Genomic DNA, 21761 nt, shown 5'->3' with positions numbered 1-21761 from the left:
TCACCGTCGTGGTGCTGGCCGGGACAGGGCTCGTCGACGTGCTCGTGGACGGTGCCGTCGCGCAGAGGACGACCTCGGTCGCCCCGGGGTTCGTGCTCTCGCTCGACCTCGCGGCCGGCGAGCACGCGATCGCCGCCCGCTACGCCTCCGCGGAGGGGCGCTCCGGCCCCGAGACCGCGACCCGCGTCGTCGTGCGCTGAGCACGCAGCTCCGCACCCGCCAGCAGGGCGATCGCCAGCAGGAAGCACGCCGCGTAGACGACGGCGGTGCTCTCGAGCCCGAACGCGCCGTAGACGACGGAGCCGACCAGGGCTCCTCCGCCGATGCCGGCGTTGAAGGACGCCGTGTAGACCGCGGTGGCGGTGTCGCGGATCAGCGGATCGGCCACCTGCAGGAGGCGCGTCTGGAGCAGCGAGGGCAGCACGCCGAACGCGACTCCCCAGACGACGAACGCCGGCAGAGCGACCAGGGGCCGAGCGGGAACCAGGTTCAGCACCACCGCCGAGACGAGGACGACCGTCAGCGCGACGAGGAGGGCGGCAACGGGCCGGCGGGTGACCACCCGGGATCCGGCGACGACGAGCCCGACGGCTCCGGCCGCTCCGTACACGAACAGCAGCGGCGACACCGCCCCGGTCGCCGCTCCCATCCGGTCGGTGGCGAAGGGGACGAGGTAGGTGGTGAAGGCGTAGTGGCCGGTCATGGCGACGGCCACCGCCACGCAGAGCACCGCCACGGATCCGACACCGCGGCCGGCGCGCAGGGTCGCGATCGAGCCGGTGGTCGTCTCGGGGACCGGGGTCTCGACGGACGGGAGCACCCGGAGGACCAGGAGCGTGCCGACCGCCATCAGCCCCGCCACGATCAGGAAGGAGACGCGCCAGCCGACGAGCTGGCCGAGCGCGGTGCCCAGCGGAACGCCGAGCACGAAGGCGAGCGTGCCGCCGGCGAAGGTGACCGCCACCGCGCGCCCGAGGTCGCGGGGCCGGACGAGCCGGGCGGAGTAGGCGCCGACGACCGCCCAGAAGAGGCCGTGGCCCGCGCCGCCGACGATGCGCGCGGCGACCATCAGGGGGTAGGAGGGAGCGAGCGCCGTCGCGACGGTGCCGAGAGTGAGCACGACGAGAACCGCGATCAGGAGGGTCCGCCGCGGGACCCGGCGGGTGACCAGCGCGAGCGGCGTGCTCGAGAGCACGACGGTGAACGCGAAGACCGTGACGAGGAGGCCGGCCTGCGCCGACGAGACCCCGAACGAGCCGCCGAGCTCCGGCAGCAGGCCGGTCGGCATCATCTCGGCGGTGACCGAGAGGAAGATCACGCTCGAGAGGACGAGCAGCGGCGCCCAGGGGAAGCGGTCCGCGGGCGCGGAGGTGCGGACGGGAACAGTGGAGGAGGTCATCGGAGGGCTCCGAGAGGCGTGTCCCCCGGCACGGCGCGGCGGCCCCGCTCGAAGCGGTGGCGGCCCGCGCCCGGGGCGGAGGATCGGCTGCGCGCCGTCGTGCGCGCCCGGGGCCGCGGGGATGCCGACGACCGCTGCCAGCCTACGGGGGCCCTGCGCGCGGGTCCAGGGGCGGGCGGCCGATATCCTGAGCGGATGCAGTCCGACCCCGCAGCGCCCGCGTCCGCCCGGCCCGTGCCCACCGGCACCGAGTTCACCGGGACCGGCGATCGAGGTCCCGGCAACCACTGGACCCTGACATTCGCCTGCCCGGATCTGCCCGGCATCGTCCACGCGGTCTCGGGCGCCGTGGTGCACGCCCGCGGCAACATCACCGAGAGCCAGCAGTTCTCCAGCGCCGACACCGGCCGCTTCTTCATGCGGCTCCAGGTGGAGTCGCCCGTCACCCGCCAGGAGTTCGAGCGGGCACTCCAGCCGATCACCGAGCACTACGGGATGGCCTGGCGCCTGGACGTCGTCGGTCGCCCCCTCCGCACGCTGGTGCTCGCCTCGACGGCCGCCCACTGCGTCAACGACCTGCTGTTCCGCCAGCGCGCGGGGCAGCTCGCGGTCGATGTGCCGCTGATCCTCTCGAACCACGGGAGCCTGCGCGATCTGGCCGAGTTCTACGGAGTGCCGTTCGAGTCGCGCCCCGTCGTCTCCCCCGAGACGAAGCGGGAGTTCGAGGAGCGGGTGATCGAGGTCGTCGAGCAGCACGACATCGAGCTCGTCGTGCTCGCGCGCTACATGCAGATCCTCTCGCCCGAGCTCTGCGCGCGTCTCGCCGGCCGCGCCATCAACATCCACCACTCCTTCCTGCCCGGCTTCAAGGGCGCGAACCCCTACAAGCAGGCGCACGCTCGCGGCGTGAAGCTGATCGGCGCGACGGCCCACTTCGTCACGAGCGACCTCGACGAGGGCCCGATCATCGAGCAGAACGTTGTCCGCGTCGACCACTCGCACTCCCCGGCCCAGCTGGTCGCGATCGGTCAGGACGAGGAGAGCCGCACCCTCACGCAGGCGGTCAAGTGGTTCGCGGAGGACCGCGTGCTGCTCGACGGGGCCCGCACGATCATCTTCAAGTAACGGCTCCGCGGATCGCCGCCGGCTTCCTCCGTCCACGGATCGGCCGTCGTGCGGCGAGCGCCACGAGCGGCCCGGCGACGACGAGCACCGCGAGCTCGACGTCGGAGGGCGACGCTCCGAGCAGGAGCGCCCCGCCCGGAGCCAGGACGTCGATGAGGAGCTCGGACCAGCTCGCGACGATCCCTCCGCCGAGCACCACGGCGACGAGGACGACCGCAGCGATCGCATCGCGGGCAGCACCTCGGGCGCCCGTCGGCGGGATCGCCCCGGACAGGGCGGGCGGGGCGAGGATCGCCAGGACGAGCGCACCCGGGCCCATCCACCCGGAGCGCTCGGCGACGACGACGAGCAGAACGAGCCCCGCGACGGCGGCGAGCGCGAGCAGGCGGGCGGCGGCGGTGCGTCCGAGGAGGGCGAGACCGGCGGCGACCGCGAGCGCCACCGCGACCAGGACCGTGGGGTTCGAGAACGGACCGAGGAAGCCGACGGAGGCGGTGCCCGTGCTCCAGGTGCCGAGGACGACGTAGAGCAGCGCCAGCACGGCCGCGACGACGAACGCCGTCGCGGTGGTCCGACGTCGGTCGACCCTGCGCCACGCGCGGTGGGCGATCCCGTCGACCACGAGCCGGAGGGCTTCGCTCGCGTCCGGACCGTCGCGCCCCTCCGCGTCCGCGTCGTCGAGCAGCATTCCCAGCACGACATCGCCGTGCTCGTGCCGCCAGTCCTCCGGATACCAGCGGAGGAGTCGGCGGTACCGCCGCTCGGCGCTCATGCGACGACCCCTTCCGGACGCTCGCGGAGCGCCGCCCGACCCTGCTCGACCATGACCTGCAGCCGGGAGAGCTCGGCGGCGAGCGCCGCCTCTCCGGCACCGGTCAGCCGGAAGAACCGGCGCAGGCGTCCGTCCGACACCTCCTCGCCGTCGGTCGCGACAAGGCCGTCGGCCGACAGCCGCTCGAGAGCGGAGTAGAGCGTCGGGACCTTGAGCACCGCCTCCCCCGCCGAGAGCTCGCGGGCCTCGGCGAGGATCGCGTAGCCGTGGCGCCTCCCCCGCGACAGCACGGTGAGGATCCAGAAGGAGGTCGGCGGGAGTGCATCGGTCATGAGCGCGAGAGTACTCTCCCTGAGAGAGTATGGGAAGACCGGACGGAGCGATCACTCGCCCAGCGCGATGGCGCGCAGTGCCCGCACGTGGGAGTCGAACGCCTGGGCTCCGGCACGGGTGAGCGAGACCCAGGTGATGCGGCGCGAGTCGCTGCGGGCGCTCGACGAGCTCTTGACCGTCGCCGTGAAGCCCGCATCGGCGAGCACCTTCAGGTGCTTCGAGAGCGTCGCATCGCTCACTCCGAGGGTGTCGCGCAGGACGGCGAAGTCGAGACCGTCGCCGGCACGCAGCAGCCCGCAGATGCGCAGGCGCAGCGGCGCGTGGATGACCTCGTCGAACCGCGCCTCAGCGGACACGGCGCATCCGCTCCCGGGCGGCGGCGGTGAAGGCGCAGGTCGCGCCCACTCCGACCGCGAACGCCGCCGCGGTCGGCAGGGCCACCCAGCCGTGGAGATCGAAGGAAGCGAGGCCGAGGGCCGTGCTGAAGAGCCCGAGCACCAGGACGAGCGCCACCGCCGACACGACCCACGGCATCGCCCCGAGGCGGCCGAGCTTCACGCCGGTCGCCCGGCGGTAGGCCCAGAGCAGCACCAGACCGAGGGCCAGCGCGGGCAGGATCCCCCCGGACCCGCTCTCCCCGGCGGCGGGACGCACCACGACGAGCGCGGCGACGAGGCCGAAGCCCGTGGAGAGCCACCACGGGGTGCGGACCCGCGCCGCGAGTGCTGCGCGATCGGAGTCGAGCTCGCGGAGGATGTCGTCGTTTTCCATAGTGGAAAGTCTTACAGAGACTTTCCCTCATGGCAAGTGATGCTCGGAGCACGGTCGGAGAGGACGGTTAGCATGGTCGGCGTGAATCCAGCAGAGGCGACCACCGCGGACCGCGACCCCCGGATCGGCCCGAACGCCGTCGTCCGATTCCTCCTCGAGCTCGTCGCCCTGGTGACCTTCGGCATCTGGGGCTTCAGCAGCTTCGAGATGCCGTGGAGCATCGTCGTCGGCATCGGCGCTCCGGTCCTCGCCGCCCTCGTCTGGGCGCTCTTCCTCTCGCCCCGGGCCGTCCTGGCGATCGACGTCTACGGCCGCTCGCTCATCGAGCTGCTCGTCATGGGCGCCGCGGCGCTCGCATGGCTCGACCTCGGGCAGCCGATCGTCGCGATCGTGTTCGGCGTGATCGCCATCGTCTCGGGCGTCATCGCCGGACGCCGCTCGATCTCGTAGCACTCCTCCCCCACCGCGCGGGCACGGACGGCGAACGGCCGCCCCGCAGCCCCGAGGGGGCGAGCAGGACGGCCGTCGCGTCGAGCGGTTCTACTCCGCTGCGGCGCCCTCACGCTGCGCGAGTGCGCGGCGTCGGACTCCGGTGATGACCGCTCCTGCGCCGATCAGGGCCAGCGCGGCGGCTCCGAGGAGACCGGCCTCGAAGCCCGTGTGGGGCAGGCTCCCGGGACCTCCGGTGCCGGGCAGGCCCGGTCCGGCGGTCGGCGAGGAGGTGGGCGCGGGCCCGGCGGTCGGCCCAGCGGTCGGAGTCGCAGTCGGCTCAGGACTCACGGTCGGCTCAGGACTCACGGTCGGCTCAGGAGTCGCAGTCGGCTCAGGAGTCGCAGTGGGCTCCGGAGTCGCGGTCGGCTCCGGAGTCGCGGTCGGCTGCGGCCCGGGGGTGACGTCCTCGGTCACGCTGACGCTCACGAGCGTCGCGAGACCCGAGTCCGCGTAGGCGATACGGCCGAGGTACTCGGCCGGCCCCGCGAGGTCGGACCACGAGATCGCGTAGTCGACGGGCTCGCCGAGCACGGCGTCCACCGTCTCGGGCTCGGTGGTCAGCGATCCCTCGCCGCCCTCCGCGGTGACGACGAAGCTGCGCAGATCGAAGGTGACGGTGTCGTCGCTCCCGACCGCGTAGATGTCCGCGGTCACCCGGTAGGTGCCGGCCTCCGGCGAGTCGAGGTCGACGCGCTCGTCCGCCGAGCCGGTGGCCGAGACCGCCTCCGAGACCGGCTCGCCCGCGGCGTCGAGGAGATCGACGTAGAGGTCGAGGTCGGCCGTCTCGTCGATCGAGTCGAGGTCGAAGCGGGCGAAGGTCGCGCCCTCGGGGACCTCCACGGTCGTCTCGAGGGTCGTGCCGGCGGGCAGCGTGCCCGAGTGGCCGTCCGCCGCCGTCGCGTCCTCGGCCAGCACACCGCGCGCGAGACCGCTCGGCGAGAGCGGGAGCGCGCCGTCGATGCCGGGCGTGATCGTGGCGGTGGTCGAGCCGGTCGAGCCGGATCCCGACACCTCGTACGGGGCGTCGAGCAGCACCGGTCGCACCGCGACCGGGCTGCGCACCTCGTGCTCGGCGCTGGTCCAGGTCAGGTAGCCGGTCGCGAACTGCCCGAGCTCGGCGTCCTCGGTCGTGAAGCTCACGGTGTACTCCGCCGTCTCCCCCGCCGCCCCGAAGGACAGGGTCGAGGGCGAGACGACGGCGTCGATCCCGGGCACGTCGATCGAGGCGGTGTACTCACCCGGGCCGGTCGACGTGACCGTGCGGGTCACCGTCTGGGTCCCGGCGAGCGAGCCGATGGCGATCGAGGCCTGGTTGAGATCCGACGGGTCGACGGCGTCGACCTCGAAGTCGGGGTCGAACACGTAGCCCGCGCCCTTGAGGAACGCGATCCAGTCGCTCGGTCCGCTCTCGTAGAGCAGTCCGGGGTCGAGGAACCGGGTCGGGTCGACGTGCCCCGCGCCCTGGGCGAAGACGTCCTCGGAGGGATCGCCCGCCTGGTCGACGCTGTCGTAGGCGGTCGTCATCATGGCCGACTTGACGGCCGACGGAGAGGCGTTCGGCGAGACGCCGAGGATCAGCGCCGCGAGGCCCGCCACGTGCGGCGAGGACATCGAGGTGCCGGACTCGAACGCGAAGGCCGGGTCCTCGCCCTCGGCGTTGAAGGAGTCGGCGAGGATCGCGACTCCGGGCGCCGTCAGGTCGGGCTTGAGGACGTCACTGCCGTCGGCCTCCGCCGGACCACGCGACGAGAAGCCGGCGACCTGCGGGACGGGGATCTCGGCGCCGGTGAGGTTGCCCTCGCTCAGCACGACGGTCGCGCCGTCGGTCGAGGCGTAGTCGGTGATCGCCTCGTAGGCCTGCGAGTCGATCTGGATGCTCGGGACGGAGTGGTCGTCGACGTGCAGCGCGTTGGGGAACGGGTTCAGCAGCAGCATGCCGATGCCGCCGGCCCGCTCGACCTCGGCCGACTTGGAGACGCGGGCGGTGGTGCCCGCGGTGCAGGCGACGACGGTGCCGGCGACCTTCGCGGGGTCGAGCGTGCCCGGGGCGCAGACGGTCGGCGTCTCGGAGCCGGGGAGCGCGACGTCGGCGCTGTTCACGAGCGGTCCGGCGACGTCGTCGTGGACCGAGATCGATCCTCCGACGAACGCCTGCCCGTCGCCGAGCGTCGCGGTCGCGGTGTAGGTCGGGATGGAGGACGCCGCGACCGTCGTGTACCACGGCGACGCGTGGTCGAGGGTCGAGTCGCCGGGGCCGGAGTTGCCCGCGGAGGCCGCCACGAAGACGCCCGCGGCCGCGGCGTTCAGGAACGCCTCGTCGTAGAGCGTCAGCGTGGAGGTCGCGGAGCCGCCGCCGATCGAGAAGTTGATCACGTCGACGCCGTCCTTCACGGCCGCGTCGATGGCGCCGAGGATCCCGGTGCCGGAGCAGAAGTCGTCGTCGTCCGTGCCCTCGACGTCGCCGTTCCAGCAGACCTTGTAGGCCGCGACCTTCGCCGCCGGGGCGACGCCCGAGATCGTGCCGTAGTCGTAGCCGTCGACGCTCGCCTCGACGTCGGCGTTGCCGGCGGCGGTGCTCGCTGTGTGCGAGCCGTGGCCGTCGGCGTCGCGCGGCGAGAGGAACTCGGGGTTGTCGGCCGAGCCGACGCTCTCGGACGCGCCGAGGAACCAGCGCGCGCCGATCAGCTTCTGGCTGCACTCGTCGCCGTCCCACTGCTGGGAGGCGTCGGCGCCGTTCTCGCAGGCGCCGACGAAGTCTCCGCCGTCGGACTTGCGGTAGGTGACGGTCTCGCCGTCGGTGTACGGGGCGGCTCCGGGGCTCGTCGCGAGCGGTGCGCCGGCGAACGAGGGGTTCTCGGGCGCGATGCCGGAGTCGATGACGCCGACGACGATGCCCTCGCCGGCCTTCTCGACGCCGCCGACGGCGTTCCAGACGCCGTTCGCGCCCTCGAGGCCGAGGAAGTCGGTGGAGCGCTGCTGGCCGGTGTCGGGAACGGGGATGCCGTCCGTCGGCGCCTGGGCGAGCGGCGCGGTCCGCACGGCTCCGGGAGCGCGGTCGAGGGTCAGATCCTCGACCTCCCTGACCTGCGCGACGTCCTTGCGATCGGCGAGCCGGCTCGCCTGAGCGCCGGTGAGAGTCGCGGAGAAGCCGTTGAGCGCGACCGTGTAGTGGTAGCCGATCTCGGCGTCGACAGCGGCCGCCACGTCGTCCTGGCGCTTCTCGAGGTGGTCGGCGTAGTCCTCGACCGGCGCGGAGCGCGCCTGCAGCTGCGCTCCTGCGTCGGGGGCGGTGCGAGCGAAGCGGGCGTCGGTGCCCTTGTACGTCGCGGCGGACGGCTCGACGAGGGTGACGACGTAGTCGCCGTCGTCGAAGCTCTGCAGCGACGAGAGGCCGCCGACGAGGGAGGCGCTCCCGATCGCGGGAGCGGCGCTCGCGCCCGTGGCGGCGAACGCGGCGGAGGCGGCGACGCCCAGAGCCGCGAGACCCGCGAGGATCCGCCTCTCTGCGCGCCGGACAGGTGGACGGTGGGAGGGGTGGATCGGCAATCGATGTCCTTACTCACGTTCGCTGGGAACCGGATCGGTTCCCGCACTGGATCGACCCTACGAACTCGATTGCCCGGCTCTGTTACGAACACGTAACGAAGTCCCTGAAAGGGTTACTTCCCTTCTTGGCACTCTCTCTGCCCGAGTGCTAAATTCCTCGTAGTTGAGTCGAGTGGGCTCAACTCGAGATTCATCCGTTGCCAGACCGAATGGAGTGATTCCCATGGCCGTCACCTACGACCCCGTCCGCGAGCTCGACCGCTTCGCCTCCGCCCTCTTCGGCTCGGGCCAGGGCCCCCGCCGCATGCCGATCGACCTCTACCGCGACGGCGACCACTACGTCCTGACCGCCGACCTCCCGGGCATCGACCCCGGCTCGGTCGACGTCGACGTGGACGGTCAGCTGCTCACGATCCGCGCGCAGCGCACCGTCGCCGGCGGCGAGGGGGTCACCTGGATCACCCGTGAGCGCCAGTCGGCGACCTTCGTCCGCCAGCTGAGCCTGGGCCAGGGAGTCGACACCGAGCGCATCTCCGCGTCGTACGACAACGGAGTGCTCTCGGTCACGATCCCCGTCTCCGAGAAGGCGCGCTCCCGGAAGATCGAGGTCGTCTCGGCATCGGGCCCCGAGCAGGTGCAGCTGAGCGAGGCGCACGCCGAGTAGATCGGTCTCCGGCGGGGCGGCTGCGCGAGCGGCCGCCCCGCCGTCCTGTCGGCGGCGCAGCCCTACGCTGAATGGATGCGCGCTTCATCGCCCGACGCCGCCGTCGGAATCCTGCTCCCCCGCGATCTCCCCGCCTCCGAGGTCCTCCCCTACGCCCGCCGCGCGGAGGCCGCGGGCTTCGACGAGCTCTGGGTCGTCGAGGACCTCGGCTTCCGGGGCGGCATCGCCCAGGCCGCGGCCGTCCTCGCTGCCACCGAGCGGATCGTCGTGGGCATCGGGATCCTGCCCGCCGCCGCCCGCACCGCCGCGTTCACCGCGATGGAGCTCGGCACGCTCGCCGAGCTGTTCCCCGGCCGCGTGCACGCCGGCATCGGGCACGGAATGCCGCACTGGATGCGCGGACTGCGCATCTGGCCGGCGAGCCCCCTGACCCTGTTGGAGGAGCACTTCGACGCCGTGCGCTCGCTGCTCTCGGGAGCCGAGACGGCGCGCGACGGACGCTACGTCGCCGTCGACTCGCTCCGCCTCGAGACGCCGCCCGCCGTCGTGCCGCCGCTGCTCGCCGGAGTCCGCGGTCCCCGCTCGCTCGAGCTGGCCGGCCGCATCGCCGACGGCGCCGTGCTGGCCGAGCCCGTCACTCCGGAGTACCTCGCCGCGGCCCGCGAGCACCTGGGCACGTCCGGCCGCGTCGTCGCGTACAACGTGGCGGCCGTCGACGACGACGCCTCGGCCGCTCGCGACCTCGTGCGCCCCGGACTCGAGTGGATCGGCGAACCGGACTGGGCGCCGCACATCGACCCCCTGCCGTTCGCTCCGGAGTTCCGCGCGCTGCGGGAGGGGAGCGTCGATCGGGCGGCCTTCGTCCGCGATCTGCCGGACGAGTGGGTGGACCAGCTGGCGGTCGTGGGGACCGCGTCGTCGGCCCGCGCGCGGATCGCCGAGCTGCACTCGGCCGGCGCCGCGAGCGTCGTGCTCATGCCGTCGGGCCCGGACGCGTCGGCGGCGCTGGACCAGCTGGCCCGCGTCCTCTGAGCGCCGCGGACGCGCCGGTCGACGCGCGTCCGGCCCGCGGGAGAACGTCCGGCCCGCGGGAACACGTCCCAGCTCGCGGAAACACGTCCGGCTCGCAGGATCCGAGGATCCTGCGGGCCGGAGCGTGTTCTGCGAGCCGGAGGTCGGCTAGGCCGACATGCGCGCCTTGAGGTTCTCGTCGAGCGTCGCGAGGAACTCCTCGGTCGTCTGCCAGCCCTGGTCGGGGCCGACGAGCAGCGCGAGGTCCTTGGTCATCTTGCCGGACTCGACCGTCTTGATGACGACGTCCTCGAGCGCGAGCGAGAAGTCGATGAGCTCCTGGTTGCCGTCGAGCTTGCCGCGGTGCGCGAGTCCGCGCGTCCAGGCGTAGATCGAGGCGATCGGGTTCGTCGAGGTGGGCTTGCCCGCCTGGTGCTGGCGGTAGTGGCGCGTCACCGTGCCGTGAGCCGCCTCGGCCTCGACGACGGAGCCGTCGGGAGTCGAGAGGACCGAGGTCATGAGGCCGAGCGAGCCGAAGCCCTGCGCCACGGTGTCGGACTGCACGTCGCCGTCGTAGTTCTTGCAGGCCCAGACGTAGCCGCCCTCCCACTTCATGGCCGAGGCGACCATGTCGTCGATGAGGCGGTGCTCGTAGGTGAGGCCCGCGGCGTCGAAGCGCTCCTTGAACTCGGTCTGGAAGATCTCCTCGAAGATGTCCTTGAAGCGGCCGTCGTAGGCCTTCAGGATCGTGTTCTTCGTCGAGAGGTAGACCGGGTAGTTGCGGGTCAGACCGTAGTTGAGCGACGAGCGCGCGAAGTCGCGGATCGAGGCGTCCTGGTTGTACTGGACCTGGGCGATGCCGTCGTCGGGCGCCTTGTAGACCTCGAACTTCATCGGCTCGGAGCCGTCCTCGGGGGTGAACTCGACGGTGAGCGTGCCCTTGCCCTTGAAGACGAAGTCGGTGGCGCGGTACTGGTCGCCGAACGCGTGGCGGCCGATGATGATCGGCTTGTTCCAGCCCGGCACCAGGCGCGGGATGTTCGAGATGATGATCGGCTCGCGGAAGATGACGCCGCCGAGGATGTTGCGGATGGTGCCGTTGGGCGACTTCCACATCTTCTTCAGGCCGAACTCCTCGACCCGCGCCTCGTCGGGCGTGATGGTCGCGCACTTGACGCCGACGCCGTGCTTCTGGATGGCGTGCGCCGCGTCGATCGTGACCTGGTCGTCGGTCGCGTCGCGGTGCTCCATGCCGAGGTCGTAGTACTCGAGGTTCACGTCGAGGTACGGGTGGATGAGGGTGTCCTTGATCTTCTGCCAGATGATCCGCGTCATCTCGTCGCCGTCGAGCTCGACGACGGTTCCCTCAACCTTGATCTTGGACATTGCTCTCCCATGGTCTCGTGAAGCGCCCCGCCTCTGCGCGGGACGGGCGGCTCTCGGCCGCGTCAGACGGCCTCCGCCAGCTTACCCGAGGGCCCAAGTGTCTCGACGTCGAGACAGTTGCCGGCACCGCTCCCTCTCGACCGTCGCCTCTCGTCCGCCCGGAGGATGCCGCCGGAGGACCGGCCCGCTAGATTGACCGCATGAGTGCACTGCGTCTGGAAGAGCTGTCGGCCTCGAACATCTCCGCCGTCAACGGACTGAGCCTCAAACCGGGCCAGGAGCAGTTCGTGGCGCCCGTGTCCTACTCCGCCGCCGCCGCGGTCATCGACCCCGGGGCCGCCTGGCAGCGGGCGATCCTCGACGGCGACGAGCTCGTGGGCTTCATCCACGCGCACTTCGACGCGGATGCCGCGGAGGAGTTCCGCAGCTGCATCTGGCGCATCAACATCGACGCCGCGAAGCAGGGCCGCGGAGTCGGCACGTTCGCCGTCCGTGCCGCCGCCGACGAGGCGCGGAGCCGCGGCTTCGACACGCTCACCGTCATCTGGGAGTCCGGCGAGGACGGCCCCGACCAGTTCTTCCGCTGGGTCGGCTTCGAGGTCGTCGGCGAGACCCCGTACGGCGAGAACATCGGGGCTTTGAAGCTCTGACCGCTCGGGATCCTCGCGACGGGTCGTCCGAGCAGGTCGACCCCGACGCCGGAGGCGCGCCCGACTTCGTCACGGCCGTGCTGTCCGTCGTCGACGCGATCCCGCCCGGACGCGTGATGGCCTACGGAGACATCGCCGCGGTCCTCGGAACCCGTGCCGCCCGAGCGGTCGGCACCGTGATGGCCCGCTACGGCTCCGACACCGCGTGGTGGCGCGTCGTCCGGGCGGGCGGCGCCCCTCCGATCGGCCACGAGGACCGCGCCCGGGTGGAGTACGAGCGGGAGGGCACTCCGCTGGTCGAGACGCCGGGCGGCTACCGCGTCGACGTGCGGACCGCCCGCTGGACCGGTACGCCCGCCGGCGCCCGGACCAGCGGGTCCGCCGGCACCTAGACCAGGGAGTCGCGCCAGGCCGCGTGCAGCACGGCGAACCGGCCCTCGCCCGCGATGAGCGCCTCCGGAGTCCCGTCCTCGACGATGCGGCCGTGCTCCATCACCAGCACCCGGTCGGCGATCGCGACCGTCGACAGCCGGTGCGCGATGATCACGGCCGTCCGGTCGGCGAGCAGGGTCTGCAGCCCCTGCTGCACGAGGCGCTCGCTCGGGATGTCGAGCGAGGAGGTCGCCTCGTCGAGGATCAGCACCGCCGGATCCGCGAGGAACGCCCGCGCGAACGAGATGAGCTGGCGCTGCCCCGCCGAGACGCGGCCCCCGCGCTTGTTCACGTCGGTGTCGTAGCCGTCGGGCAGCGACACGATGAACTCGTGCGCGCCGACCGCCTTCGCCGCGCCCACGATCTCCTCGTAGGCGGCCGAGGGCCGGCCGATCGCGATGTTGTCGGCGACGGACCCTGAGAACAGGTACGCCTCCTGCGTCACCATGACGATCGCGCGGCGGAGGTCCTTCGGATGCAGCGAGCGGAGATCGACACCGTCCAGGCTCACCACTCCGTCGGTCGGATCGTAGAAGCGCGAGAGGAGCTTCGCGAGCGTCGACTTGCCGGCACCCGTGGATCCGACCAGGGCGATGGTCTGCCCGGCGGGGATGTCGAGGTCGAAGCGCGGCAGGACCTCACGATCGGCCGTGTAGGCGAAGCGCACCCCCTCGAAGGCGATGCGTCCGCGGGCCTCGTAGAGATCGATCGGCCGCGCGGGATCGGGCACGCCGGGCTCCTCCGCGAGCACGCCCGAGATCTTCTCGAGCGCCGCTGCGGCCGACTGGTAGGAGTTGTAGAACATCGCCATCTCCTCCATCGGATCGAAGAAGCGCCGCGTGTAGAGCAGGACAGCGAGCAGGGCACCGATCTCGAGCCCGCCGTCGAGCACCCGGATGCCGCCCAGCAGCAGCACGACGGCGACGGTCACGTTGCCGATCAGCACGAGCCCCGGGTCGAAGGTGCCGAACAGCGCGAAGACCCGCTTGTAGGTCACGCGGTAGCGCTCGACGAGCTCCCCGAACGCCGACTCGTTGCGCTTCTCGGTGCGGAACGCCTGCACCGCCCGGATGCCCGTCATCGTCTCGACGAACTGCACGATGAGGCGGGAGGACGCGACGCGGGTGCCGCGGAAGAGCGCCTGCGACCGCTTCTGGAACCAGCGGGTCAGGATCGCCAGCGGCACGAGGGCGCAGGCGAGCACGAGTCCGCTCGGCGGATCGAGCGAGACGAGGGCGATCGCCACGAAGCCCATGTACAGGGCACCCTGGACGAGCTGGTTGATCCCGGAGTCGAGCAGCTCGCGGATGGAGTCGAGGTCGCTCGTCTGGCGCGAGATGATGCGCCCCGAGGTGTAGTTCTCGTGGAACTCCAGGCTCAGCCTCTGCGTGTGCAGGAACACTCGCTTGCGCAGATCGATCAGGATCGCCTGGCTCACCCGGGCCGAGAGCACCGTGTACCAGGCGACGAGCAGCGCGCCGGTGAGCCCCGTGAGCACGTACGCGCCGACGGTGAGCAGCAGCGGAGTCGCGTCGCCGGCCAGGACCGCCGGCAGACCGTTGTCGATGCCGGCCGCGATCAGGGCCGGACCGGCCACCTGGGCGGCGGTCGAGACGACGACCACGATCGCGGTCAGGATCAGCCTCAGCCGCAGCGGCTTCAGCAGTGACCCCAGGAGTCGCAGCGAGCGGCGCCGCATCGCGGCGGACTCGGCGCGGGTCAGGTCGTCGCGCTCCTCGGTCGATCCGAGCGTGCTCATGAGGTCGCCTCCTGATCGGCGGTAGCGGTGCGGGGGCGGGACCCGGCGCGCTCGGCGCCCGGCGCGCGGGTCTGCTCGTCCTCCTCGAGACTCGAGACGACGAAGCGGTAGTGCGGGCTGCTCGCGAGCAGCTCGCTGTGAGTGCCCACGGCGGTGACGCGTCCGTCCTCGAGCAGGGCGACGCGGTCGGCGAGCGCGACCGTGGACGGACGGTGGGCGACGATCAGCGCGGTCGTGTCGCCGAGGACGCGGCGCAGCCCCGCCTCGACGCGCGCCTCGGTGTCGACGTCGAGCGCCGACAGCGGGTCGTCCAGGACGAGTACCGAGGGCCGCGCGGCGATCGCGCGGGCGAGGGCCAGCCTCTGCCGCTGCCCGCCCGAGAGGCTCATCCCCTCCTCGCCGACCGTGGTGTCGAGGCCGTCGGGCAGCGCGTGCACGAAGCCCGCCTGCGCGATCTCGAGGGCCTCGAGCAGCTCCTCCTCGCTCGCCTCCGGGCGCCCCAGCAGCACGTTCTCGCGGACGGAGGTCGAGAAGAGGGTCGCGTCCTCGAACGCCATGCCGACGTGCGAGCGCAGCTCCTCGCGGCGCATCCGGCGGACGTCCACTCCGTCGATCTCGATCGCGCCTGCCGTCACGTCGTAGAGGCGGGGAAGGAGCGCGGTCAGCGTCGTCTTGCCCGACCCCGTCACTCCGACCAGCGCCATCGTCTCGCCCGGCTCGACCTCGAGGTCGACGCCGTCGAGGAGGTCGACCGCGTCGGCCGGGGCGTCCTGGTAGCGGAAGTGGACGTTCCGGAAGGTCACACGGCCCCGCGGGTCCGCGATCGAGACGGGCTCCGCCGGGTCGGTGATGGTGTTCTCGCTGTCCATGACCTCGAAGTAGCGGTCGACCGCGGTGCGGGTGTCGAAGGTCATCGAGAGGAGGAAGCCGATCGACTCGACCGGCCAGCGCAGCACGGTCGCGGTGGCGAAGAACGCGAACAGCTCGCCGACGCTCAGCTGGCCGTCGGCCGCGAGCCACACGCCGCCGAGCAGGCAGAGCGCGAAGGCGACGTCCGGGACCAGCAGGAGGATCAGCCAGATGCCGGCGATGGCCTTCGCCTTGGCGATCTCGGTGCCGCGCAGCAGCTCCGCCTGGTCGGCGAAGCCCTCGAGGGCGTGCTTGCCGCGGCCGAACGCCTTGAGCACGCGGATGCCGTGCACCGACTGCTCGACGGTCGTCGCGAGATCGCCGGCCTGGTCCTGACTCCGGCGCGCGATGCTCGAGTAGCGCTTCTCGAACAGGAAGCCGTAGATCCAGACGGGGATCGAGCAGACGATGAAGAGGACGCCGAGGATCGGGTTCCAGTACACGAGCACGCCGAAGCCGACGAGGATCGTCAGCGCGTTGACGACCAGCAGCACGAAGCCGAAGGCGATCCAGCGGCGGATGAGGCTGAGGTCGCTGACCGCGCGCGACAGCAGCTGCCCGCTCTGCCACCGGTCGTGGAACGAGACGGGCAGGTCCTGCAGCCGCTGGTAGAGCGCGGTGCGCATCCGGGCCTCGACCCGGGTGCTGGGGGTGAGCACCATCCGGCGGCGCAGCGCGATCGCCGCGGCCTCCAGCACGCCGAGACCGAGCACCAGGAGCACCGGACCGATCAGCGGACCGAGGTCGCCCGACCCCGCCGACCCGGCGCCCTCGGCGAGCGGACCGTCGACGAGACGCTGCAGGACGATCGGGATCGCGAGCGAGACGAGGCTCGCGACGAGGGCGACCGCGATGCCGATGCCGAGCCGGGGCAGCGCGTCGCCGACGAACGGGAGCAGGCGCAGCAGGACCTTCAGCGTGCTGGGGCGCTGCTGCTCGGAGGGGACGGACGGGGAGGCGGGTGCGGACACAGGAGTGCTTTCGCGGCGAGGAGCGGAGGGCGCGGTCGGGCGCCGGAGAGGACGAGTGCCGCAGAGCGTCGCTCCGGGCAGCCTTGCAGGCTATACCCGGTCTCGCGGAGGTGTCCACCCGGCCCGGACAGGCGTCGCAGAACGCCCGTCCGACGCCCGGTTCAGCGGACGCGCACGGACAGGCAGGTGACGCAGCCCTCGAGCTTCTCGAACTCCGAGACGTCGACCGTGACGACGGTGTAGCCCAGGCCGCGGAGCAGCTCGGCGCTGCGGGGCGCGGACGCGGCCATCAGCAGGGTGTCGTCGTCGAGCACGACGACGTGCGCACCGGGCTCCTCGGGAATCGGCAGGAAGGAGGGGAAGATCCTCGGCTCGTCGACGACCGGCTCCCAGCCGATGACGGTGCCGTCCGGGAGCGCGGTGACGGCGCTCTTGAGGTGCAGCGCCTTCGTGAGGGGGACGGCCACGACGCTCCAGCCGAGGGGTCGGAGGATCGCGCGCAGCGCAGCGACCCCCTCCGCGTTGGTGCGGCCGCCCCGCCCGACGTACACCGTGCGACCGACCTTGAGCACGTCGCCGCCGTCGAGGGTGGCGGGTGCCTCGAGGCGGTGCACCGTGAGGTCGAGGGCGCGGACGGCCTCCTCCGCTCCGGCGCTCTCGCCCCGGCGGGACTCGGCCCCCGAGCGCGCGAGGACGGCGTGGTCGCCGAACACGACCACCGCGTCCTCGATGAAGACGGAGTCGGGGTGCTGGGCGGCCGTGGCGGCCTGCACCGTCTCCCAGCCCGCGGCCTCGAGCGCGTCGACGTACTCCTCCCACTGCGCTTCGGCCTTCGCCTGGTCCACGGGGACGCGCTCGAGGTGGGTGAGCTCGCCGTCGCCGAGGTTCGGAGCCGGCTGCCGGACGATCGCGATGCGGCGCTCGACCGGCTGCCCCTCGTCGCGGGCGGGCTCGAAGGAGCGCAGGACGCGCCGGCCCAGCGTCGCGGCGGCCACGGTGAAGGCCACCAGGAGGATCAGGTTGAGCCCGCCGAGCGTGTCGAGCACCGAGATCCAGACCGTGCCGTCGAGAGCGGTGCCGCTGGCCGAGACCTGCACGAGGCTGCCGAACAGCGCGCCGACCACGCCCGCGACCAGACCCGCGAGCGCCGCGGTCCACCACCGCGCGAAGAGCCCCGCGAGCCCCAGGACCACGAGCACCACGAAGGCGAGCGCGCTCGAGAGCAGGAAGTAGGCGTTGACCTGGGCCAGCGACGACGGCTGCAGCTGGTTGCCCACGAAGAACGCGAGCAGATTGGCGAGGTGGGCCGCGAGCGCCGTGGCGGCCGCGGCAGCGAGCGCCGGCAGCACGCGGCGACCGAGGGAGGGGGCGGGCGCGGAGGCGAGCGTCGAGTCGGTAGGCACCCGCCGACCCTACGCGGTCTCCTCCGCCCCTCCCCGAGCACCCCCTCGACGCCTCTCAGGCACGTGCGCCCCACCTCACGACTCGTCGCGGAACGGCCCTCACCACCCGACCGACCCCGACCCACGCCGCCTCGCGGCACCCCGGCTCTCGATCCCGCCGCCCGCGGGCGCCACCCCGACACCTACAGGGCGAGGAAACGAGAACCCGACGCCCACAGGGCGAGGCGCATGCTCACGCGATGCCCGCAGGGCGAGAACACGAGAACTCAATGCCCGCAGGGCGAGGTCACAAGAACTCGACGCCCGCAGGGCGAGGACACCACAACTCGACGCCCGCAGGGCGAGAACACCGGAACTCAATGCCCGCAGGGCGAGAACACCACAACTCGACGCCCGCAGGGCGAGAACACCTCACGCCCCGGTAGGCCGCGAGTCCTCGTCAGAGCCGATGCCCGAAGGGCGAGCCCACTCAGCGGGAATCGCGTGCCAGCGATTCCCGCGGCGGGCGACGCACCCCGCTCCCTGGAACGCCCCACGTCGCGATCCCGACCGCGCCACGCCGCGCGAGGAGCGGCGTGGAAGAAAGCACCCACTGAGCGCTGCGCGCTCAGTGAAAGAAGTGCCGCTCCCCCGTCGTGTACATGGTGACGCCGGCGCGCTTGGCGGCGTCGATGACCTCGGCGTCGCGGACGGAGCCGCCGGGCTGGACGACGGCCTTCACTCCGGCGGCGAGGAGCACCTCGAGGCCGTCGGCGAAGGGGAAGAACGCGTCCGAGGCGGCGACGGAGCCGGGGGCGCGGTCGCCGGCGCGGGTGACGGCGAGGTGGCAGGAGTCGACGCGGTTGACCTGGCCCATGCCGACGCCGACGGAGGCGCCGCCCTTGGCGAGCAGGATCGCGTTCGATTTCACGGCGCGGCACGCCTTCCAGGCGAACTCGAGGTCGAGGAGGGTGTCGGCGTCGGCGGGTTCGCCGGCGACGAGCTCCCAGCCGGAGCTGACCTCGCCCGGGCCGCCCGTGAAGCGGTCCGGCTCCTGGATCAGGACGCCGCCCGAGATCTGCTTGAACTCGGTCTCGACGGGGGCGTAGAAGGAGGGCAGCTGCAGCAGGCGGAGGTTCTTCTTCGTCTTGAGCACTTCGAGCGCCTCAGGCTCGAAGGCGGGCGCGACGAGGACCTCGGTGAAGATCTCCTTGACGGTCTCGGCCATGGCGAGGGTGACGGGGCGGTTCGCCGCGATCACTCCTCCGAACGCCGACACCGGGTCGCACTCGTGCGCCCGCCGGTGCGCGGAGGCGATGGGGTCGATGGCCTTGGTGCTCGCGATGGCGATGCCGCAGGGGTTGGCGTGCTTGATGATCGCGACGGCGGGCAGCACGAAGTCGTACGCGGCGCGGACGGCCGCGTCGGCGTCGACGAAGTTGTTGTACGACATCTCCTTGCCGTGGAGCTGCTCGGCCTGGGCGATGCCGGTTCCGTCGGGCGAGACGTAGAGGGCGGCCTTCTGGTGCGAGTTCTCGCCGTAGCGCAGGACCTGCTTGAGGGTGCCGCGGATCTCGATCGCTCCGTCGACGGCGGAGTCGCCCGCCTCCTGCCCGGCGAACCAGGCGGCGACCGCGGAGTCGTACGAGGCGGTGTGAGCGAAGGCGCGGGCGGCGAGGGTGCGACGGGCCGCGAGGGTCGTGCCTCCGTCGCCGAGTGCGGCGATGACGCCGGAGTAGTCGGCCGGATCGACGACGATCGCGACGTTCGCGTGGTTCTTGGCCGAGGCACGCACGAGGGCGGGGCCGCCGATGTCGATGTTCTCGACCACGGTCGCCGCGTCGGCGCCGCCGGCGACGGTCTCGCGGAACGGGTAGAGGTTGACCACGACGAGCTCGAACGCGGCGATGTCGAGCTGCTCGAGCTGCTCGCGGTGCGAGGCGAGCCGCAGGTCGGCGAGGATCCCGGCGTGCACCGCCGGGTGCAGCGTCTTCACGCGGCCGTCGAGCGACTCCGGGAACCCTGTGACGGAGGAGACGTCGGTCACGTCGTGGCCCGCGTCGCGGATCGTGGCGGCCGTCGAACCGGTCGAGACCAGCTCGACACCGGCTGCGGCGAGCGCCTCGGCGAGCCCGAGGAGCCCGGTCTTGTCGCTGACCGAGATCAGCGCGCGGCGGACGGGGACCACGTCGCGGTCGTCGTAGCTGCTGGGGTCGTGGGCGGTGATGCTCATGATCGGGCGAGCTCCTCGAGGTCGACGGTTCCGTGGGCGATGTCGAGCACGGTCTGCACCAGCAGACGGCGCTCGATGGTCTTGATGCGCTCGTGCAGCGCGGCCTCGCTCTCGCCCGGGAGCACGGCGAGGCTCTCCTGGGCGATGACGGGGCCCGTGTCGACTCCGGTGTCGATGACGTGCACGGTGACGCCCGTCTCGGCGGCCCCGGCCGCGAGCGCGTCGCGCACGGCGTGGGCGCCGGGGAACAGCGGCAGCAGGGCGGGGTGGGTGTTGATCATCCGCGGGCTGAGGGCGTCGACGACGACGGGAGGGAGGATCCGCATGAAGCCCGCGCAGACGACCAGGTCGGGCTCCCACTCGCGGATGCTCGCGAGCAGCTCCTCGCCCCAGGCGTCCCGCGACGCGAACGCGTGCGGCGTGACCGTGAAGGAGGGGATGTCGAACGCCTCCGCGTGGCGCAGGCCCTCGGCGTCGGTGTCGCTGCCGACAGCGACGACGCGGGCGGGGAACCGGTCGTCGCGGGTGGCCTCCAGGAGGGCGCGGAGGTTGGAACCGCCGCCGGAGATCAGTACGACGAGCTTCAGCACTGCGCAAGTCTAGGGGGAGGCCCTCGCCCGGGACCACCGCTGCTCAGTCGCGCGACGTCCTGCCCGCGGCGAGGCCCAGGGCGGCGGCGAGCGCCAGCTCGAGCGCGGCGACCGCGCCGACGACGAGCGGATCGGGTCCGACGACCGCGAGCCTGCCCGGCCCGGCCGCGCCCGCCGACGCCCAGGCGAGCAGCCCGAGCAGCACGCCCCCGACCACTCCGATGCCGGCGGCGGCGACCGCGCCCCAACGCAGGAACGGGCGCCCCTCGAGGGCCTCGAGGAGACTCCTGCGCACCCTCCAACCGGCGAGGAAGCCCGCGAGGACCGGGACCAGGATCCCGACGAAGCCGAACGGCAGGTCGCCCTGCGGCAGAGCGCCGAGGAACGGGATGGACGGCACCGGGCCGAGGAGGGTCCCGGCGGGGCCGACGGACGATCCGGCTCCGACGGCGAATCCCGGTCCGATCAGCCAGCTCGCCGCCCAGATCACGAGGTTGGGGACGAAGGCGAGCTGGCCGAGCGTCAACGCGAGTCCGCCGAGCGCCTCGGATCCGAGTCCCTCGTAGAGCGCGACGACGGAGGCGTAGCCGGTGACGAGCAGCACAACGACGAGCACGGCGGCCGCGCCGACGACGCCCGCCGCGGCGAGCGCTCCGGCGCGCAGCGAGACGAGCACGAGGGGCAGCGCCGGGTCGGGCAGCCGGGCGGCCGCGTCCGAGACCAGCTCGCCGAGGCGGTCGGTCTCGCCGCTGCGGGCGGAGTGGGTCCCCGCTCCGATCGCGACGCCCAGGCCGAAGACGAGCGGCGGCAGCACCGCGCCCTGCACGGTGGCCACCGTCGCCGCCTCGGTCGCCGACCCGAGGGTGACCAGGAGGGCGATGACCAGGTAGGTCGCGATCGACACCGTGAAGCCGATGAACCGGAACGGCGACTCCTGCGCACGGCGGCCCGTGCGGGCGCCGAGGAGGATCGCGAGCACCGCGAACGCGAGGGGCGCGATCGTGACGGCGAACGCGTCCGCTCCCCCGGGCAGGCCGAGGGCGAGGGCGGAGTCGGGGGCGAGGCTCGCGCGCAGATCGGCCCCGTGGCCCATCAGCCAGGCGTCGGCCGAGACGCGCCAGAACACGGCCCAGTCGACGGCGGTGTCGTACTGCACCGCCCACAGGACGGTGAGCGGGACGAGGAGGATCGCGATGCCGATGAGGGCCGAGAGAGCGGCGTCGAAGGCGGCGAGGAGGGCGACGGTGATCCGGTTCATGGGCTCGACGAGCCTACCGGCGGGCCCGGCTCCGGCTGCTCAGCCGCACGCTCGGGCGCGTCCGCACGCCCTAGGGTC

Annotated in this window: 20 protein-coding genes; 7 read left to right on the top strand and 13 right to left on the bottom strand. The window is 72.4% G+C overall.

Translation table 11 applies throughout. From position 1 onward, the window contains the following. Positions 1 to 200, top strand: a 200-nt coding sequence (locus IOC53_RS10270) for a hypothetical protein (protein WP_207405403.1), incomplete at its 5' end; no start/stop codon positions are given. Here IOC53_RS10270 and IOC53_RS10265 read toward each other — a convergent pair. Further along, entirely contained in the window at positions 140 to 1399 is a 1260-nt protein-coding gene (locus tag IOC53_RS10265) for an MFS transporter (RefSeq protein ID WP_207405401.1), read from the bottom strand. The genes IOC53_RS10270 and IOC53_RS10265 overlap by 61 nt on opposite strands. Positions 1400 to 1594: 195 nt before the next feature. Between IOC53_RS10265 and purU the strand changes: the two genes are divergently transcribed. After that, the gene (gene purU, locus IOC53_RS10260) at positions 1595 to 2524 is read left to right on the top strand and encodes a formyltetrahydrofolate deformylase (protein WP_207405399.1); all 930 of its coding nucleotides are present in this window, start codon (positions 1595 to 1597) and stop codon (positions 2522 to 2524) included. Here the strand turns inward: purU and IOC53_RS10255 are convergent. From IOC53_RS10255 to IOC53_RS10240, 4 genes are read right to left on the bottom strand one after another with little or no spacing between them, the layout of a single operon-like run. Further along, positions 2517 to 3296, bottom strand: coding sequence for a hypothetical protein (locus IOC53_RS10255; RefSeq protein WP_207405396.1), 780 nt, complete (start codon positions 3294 to 3296; stop codon positions 2517 to 2519). The genes purU and IOC53_RS10255 overlap by 8 nt on opposite strands. Then, complete coding sequence (locus IOC53_RS10250) at positions 3293 to 3628, bottom strand: PadR family transcriptional regulator (RefSeq protein WP_207405394.1); 336 nt, start codon at positions 3626 to 3628, stop codon at positions 3293 to 3295. Before IOC53_RS10250 ends, IOC53_RS10255 begins: the two co-directional genes overlap by 4 nt. A 51-nt stretch (positions 3629 to 3679) precedes the next feature. Further along, a complete protein-coding gene (locus tag IOC53_RS10245) occupies positions 3680 to 3985 on the bottom strand; it encodes a transcriptional regulator (protein ID WP_207405392.1) in 306 nt (101 codons plus the stop codon). Continuing rightward, the gene (locus IOC53_RS10240; RefSeq protein WP_207405390.1) at positions 3975 to 4400 is read right to left on the bottom strand and encodes a hypothetical protein; all 426 of its coding nucleotides are present in this window, start codon (positions 4398 to 4400) and stop codon (positions 3975 to 3977) included. Before IOC53_RS10240 ends, IOC53_RS10245 begins: the two co-directional genes overlap by 11 nt. 81 nt (positions 4401 to 4481) lie before the next feature. Between IOC53_RS10240 and IOC53_RS10235 the strand changes: the two genes are divergently transcribed. Then, complete coding sequence (locus IOC53_RS10235) at positions 4482 to 4850, top strand: YrdB family protein (RefSeq protein ID WP_307786147.1); 369 nt, start codon at positions 4482 to 4484, stop codon at positions 4848 to 4850. A 90-nt stretch (positions 4851 to 4940) separates the two neighbouring features. Here IOC53_RS10235 and IOC53_RS10230 read toward each other — a convergent pair whose 3' ends face one another. Next, positions 4941 to 8438, bottom strand: coding sequence for a S8 family serine peptidase (locus IOC53_RS10230; RefSeq protein WP_207405386.1), 3498 nt, complete (start codon positions 8436 to 8438; stop codon positions 4941 to 4943). 223 nt (positions 8439 to 8661) lie between these two features. On the opposite strand from IOC53_RS10230, the gene IOC53_RS10225 reads away from it, so the two are divergent. Both IOC53_RS10225 and IOC53_RS10220 read left to right on the top strand, forming a co-directional pair. Continuing rightward, positions 8662 to 9102 carry an Hsp20/alpha crystallin family protein gene (locus IOC53_RS10225; protein ID WP_207405384.1) on the top strand — a complete coding sequence of 147 codons (441 nt, stop codon included), beginning with the start codon at positions 8662 to 8664 and terminating at the stop codon, positions 9100 to 9102. Positions 9103 to 9177: 75 nt separating this feature from the next. Next, positions 9178 to 10134: an LLM class flavin-dependent oxidoreductase gene (locus tag IOC53_RS10220; protein WP_207405382.1), complete on the top strand. Its 957-nt coding sequence runs from the start codon at positions 9178 to 9180 to the stop codon at positions 10132 to 10134. A gap of 147 nt (positions 10135 to 10281) precedes the next feature. Here IOC53_RS10220 and IOC53_RS10215 read toward each other — a convergent pair whose 3' ends face one another. After that, on the bottom strand, positions 10282 to 11499 hold the full coding sequence (locus IOC53_RS10215; protein ID WP_055787536.1) for an NADP-dependent isocitrate dehydrogenase: 1218 nt from the start codon (positions 11497 to 11499) through the stop codon (positions 10282 to 10284). Between the two features lie 200 nt (positions 11500 to 11699). Between IOC53_RS10215 and IOC53_RS10210 the strand changes: the two genes are divergently transcribed. After that, positions 11700 to 12149, top strand: a complete 450-nt coding sequence (locus IOC53_RS10210) for a GNAT family N-acetyltransferase (protein WP_207405380.1) — start codon at positions 11700 to 11702, stop codon at positions 12147 to 12149. Between the two features lie 77 nt (positions 12150 to 12226). Further along, a complete protein-coding gene (locus tag IOC53_RS10205; protein WP_307786146.1) occupies positions 12227 to 12541 on the top strand; it encodes an MGMT family protein in 315 nt (104 codons plus the stop codon). Here IOC53_RS10205 and IOC53_RS10200 read toward each other — a convergent pair. From IOC53_RS10200 to IOC53_RS10175, 6 genes are all read right to left on the bottom strand, one after another. Further along, positions 12538 to 14340: an ABC transporter ATP-binding protein gene (locus IOC53_RS10200; RefSeq protein WP_207405378.1), complete on the bottom strand. Its 1803-nt coding sequence runs from the start codon at positions 14338 to 14340 to the stop codon at positions 12538 to 12540. The two genes, IOC53_RS10205 and IOC53_RS10200, sit on opposite strands and share 4 nt — an antisense overlap. Continuing rightward, positions 14337 to 16220, bottom strand: a complete 1884-nt coding sequence (locus tag IOC53_RS10195; RefSeq protein ID WP_207405376.1) for an ABC transporter ATP-binding protein — start codon at positions 16218 to 16220, stop codon at positions 14337 to 14339. Before IOC53_RS10195 ends, IOC53_RS10200 begins: the two co-directional genes overlap by 4 nt. Positions 16221 to 16381: 161 nt before the next feature. Beyond that, positions 16382 to 17623 carry a dimethylargininase gene (gene ddaH / locus IOC53_RS10190; protein WP_307786145.1) on the bottom strand — a complete coding sequence of 414 codons (1242 nt, stop codon included), beginning with the start codon at positions 17621 to 17623 and terminating at the stop codon, positions 16382 to 16384. Positions 17624 to 18230: 607 nt separating this feature from the next. Then, positions 18231 to 19835 (bottom strand): bifunctional phosphoribosylaminoimidazolecarboxamide formyltransferase/IMP cyclohydrolase, encoded by a 1605-nt coding sequence (gene purH, locus IOC53_RS10185; RefSeq protein WP_207405374.1) that lies wholly within the window; start codon positions 19833 to 19835, stop codon positions 18231 to 18233. Beyond that, entirely contained in the window at positions 19832 to 20425 is a 594-nt protein-coding gene (purN, locus tag IOC53_RS10180) for a phosphoribosylglycinamide formyltransferase (protein WP_207405373.1), read from the bottom strand. Before purN ends, purH begins: the two co-directional genes overlap by 4 nt. A gap of 43 nt (positions 20426 to 20468) precedes the next feature. After that, positions 20469 to 21683, bottom strand: a complete 1215-nt coding sequence (locus tag IOC53_RS10175; protein ID WP_207405371.1) for a DUF6350 family protein — start codon at positions 21681 to 21683, stop codon at positions 20469 to 20471. Positions 21684 to 21761: the final 78 nt, after the last annotated feature.

The sequence above is a fragment of the Rathayibacter sp. SD072 genome (genome assembly GCF_017355185.1).
Lineage (GTDB): Bacteria > Actinomycetota > Actinomycetes > Actinomycetales > Microbacteriaceae > Rathayibacter.
This window is presented reverse-complemented; position numbering and strand designations above follow the sequence as displayed.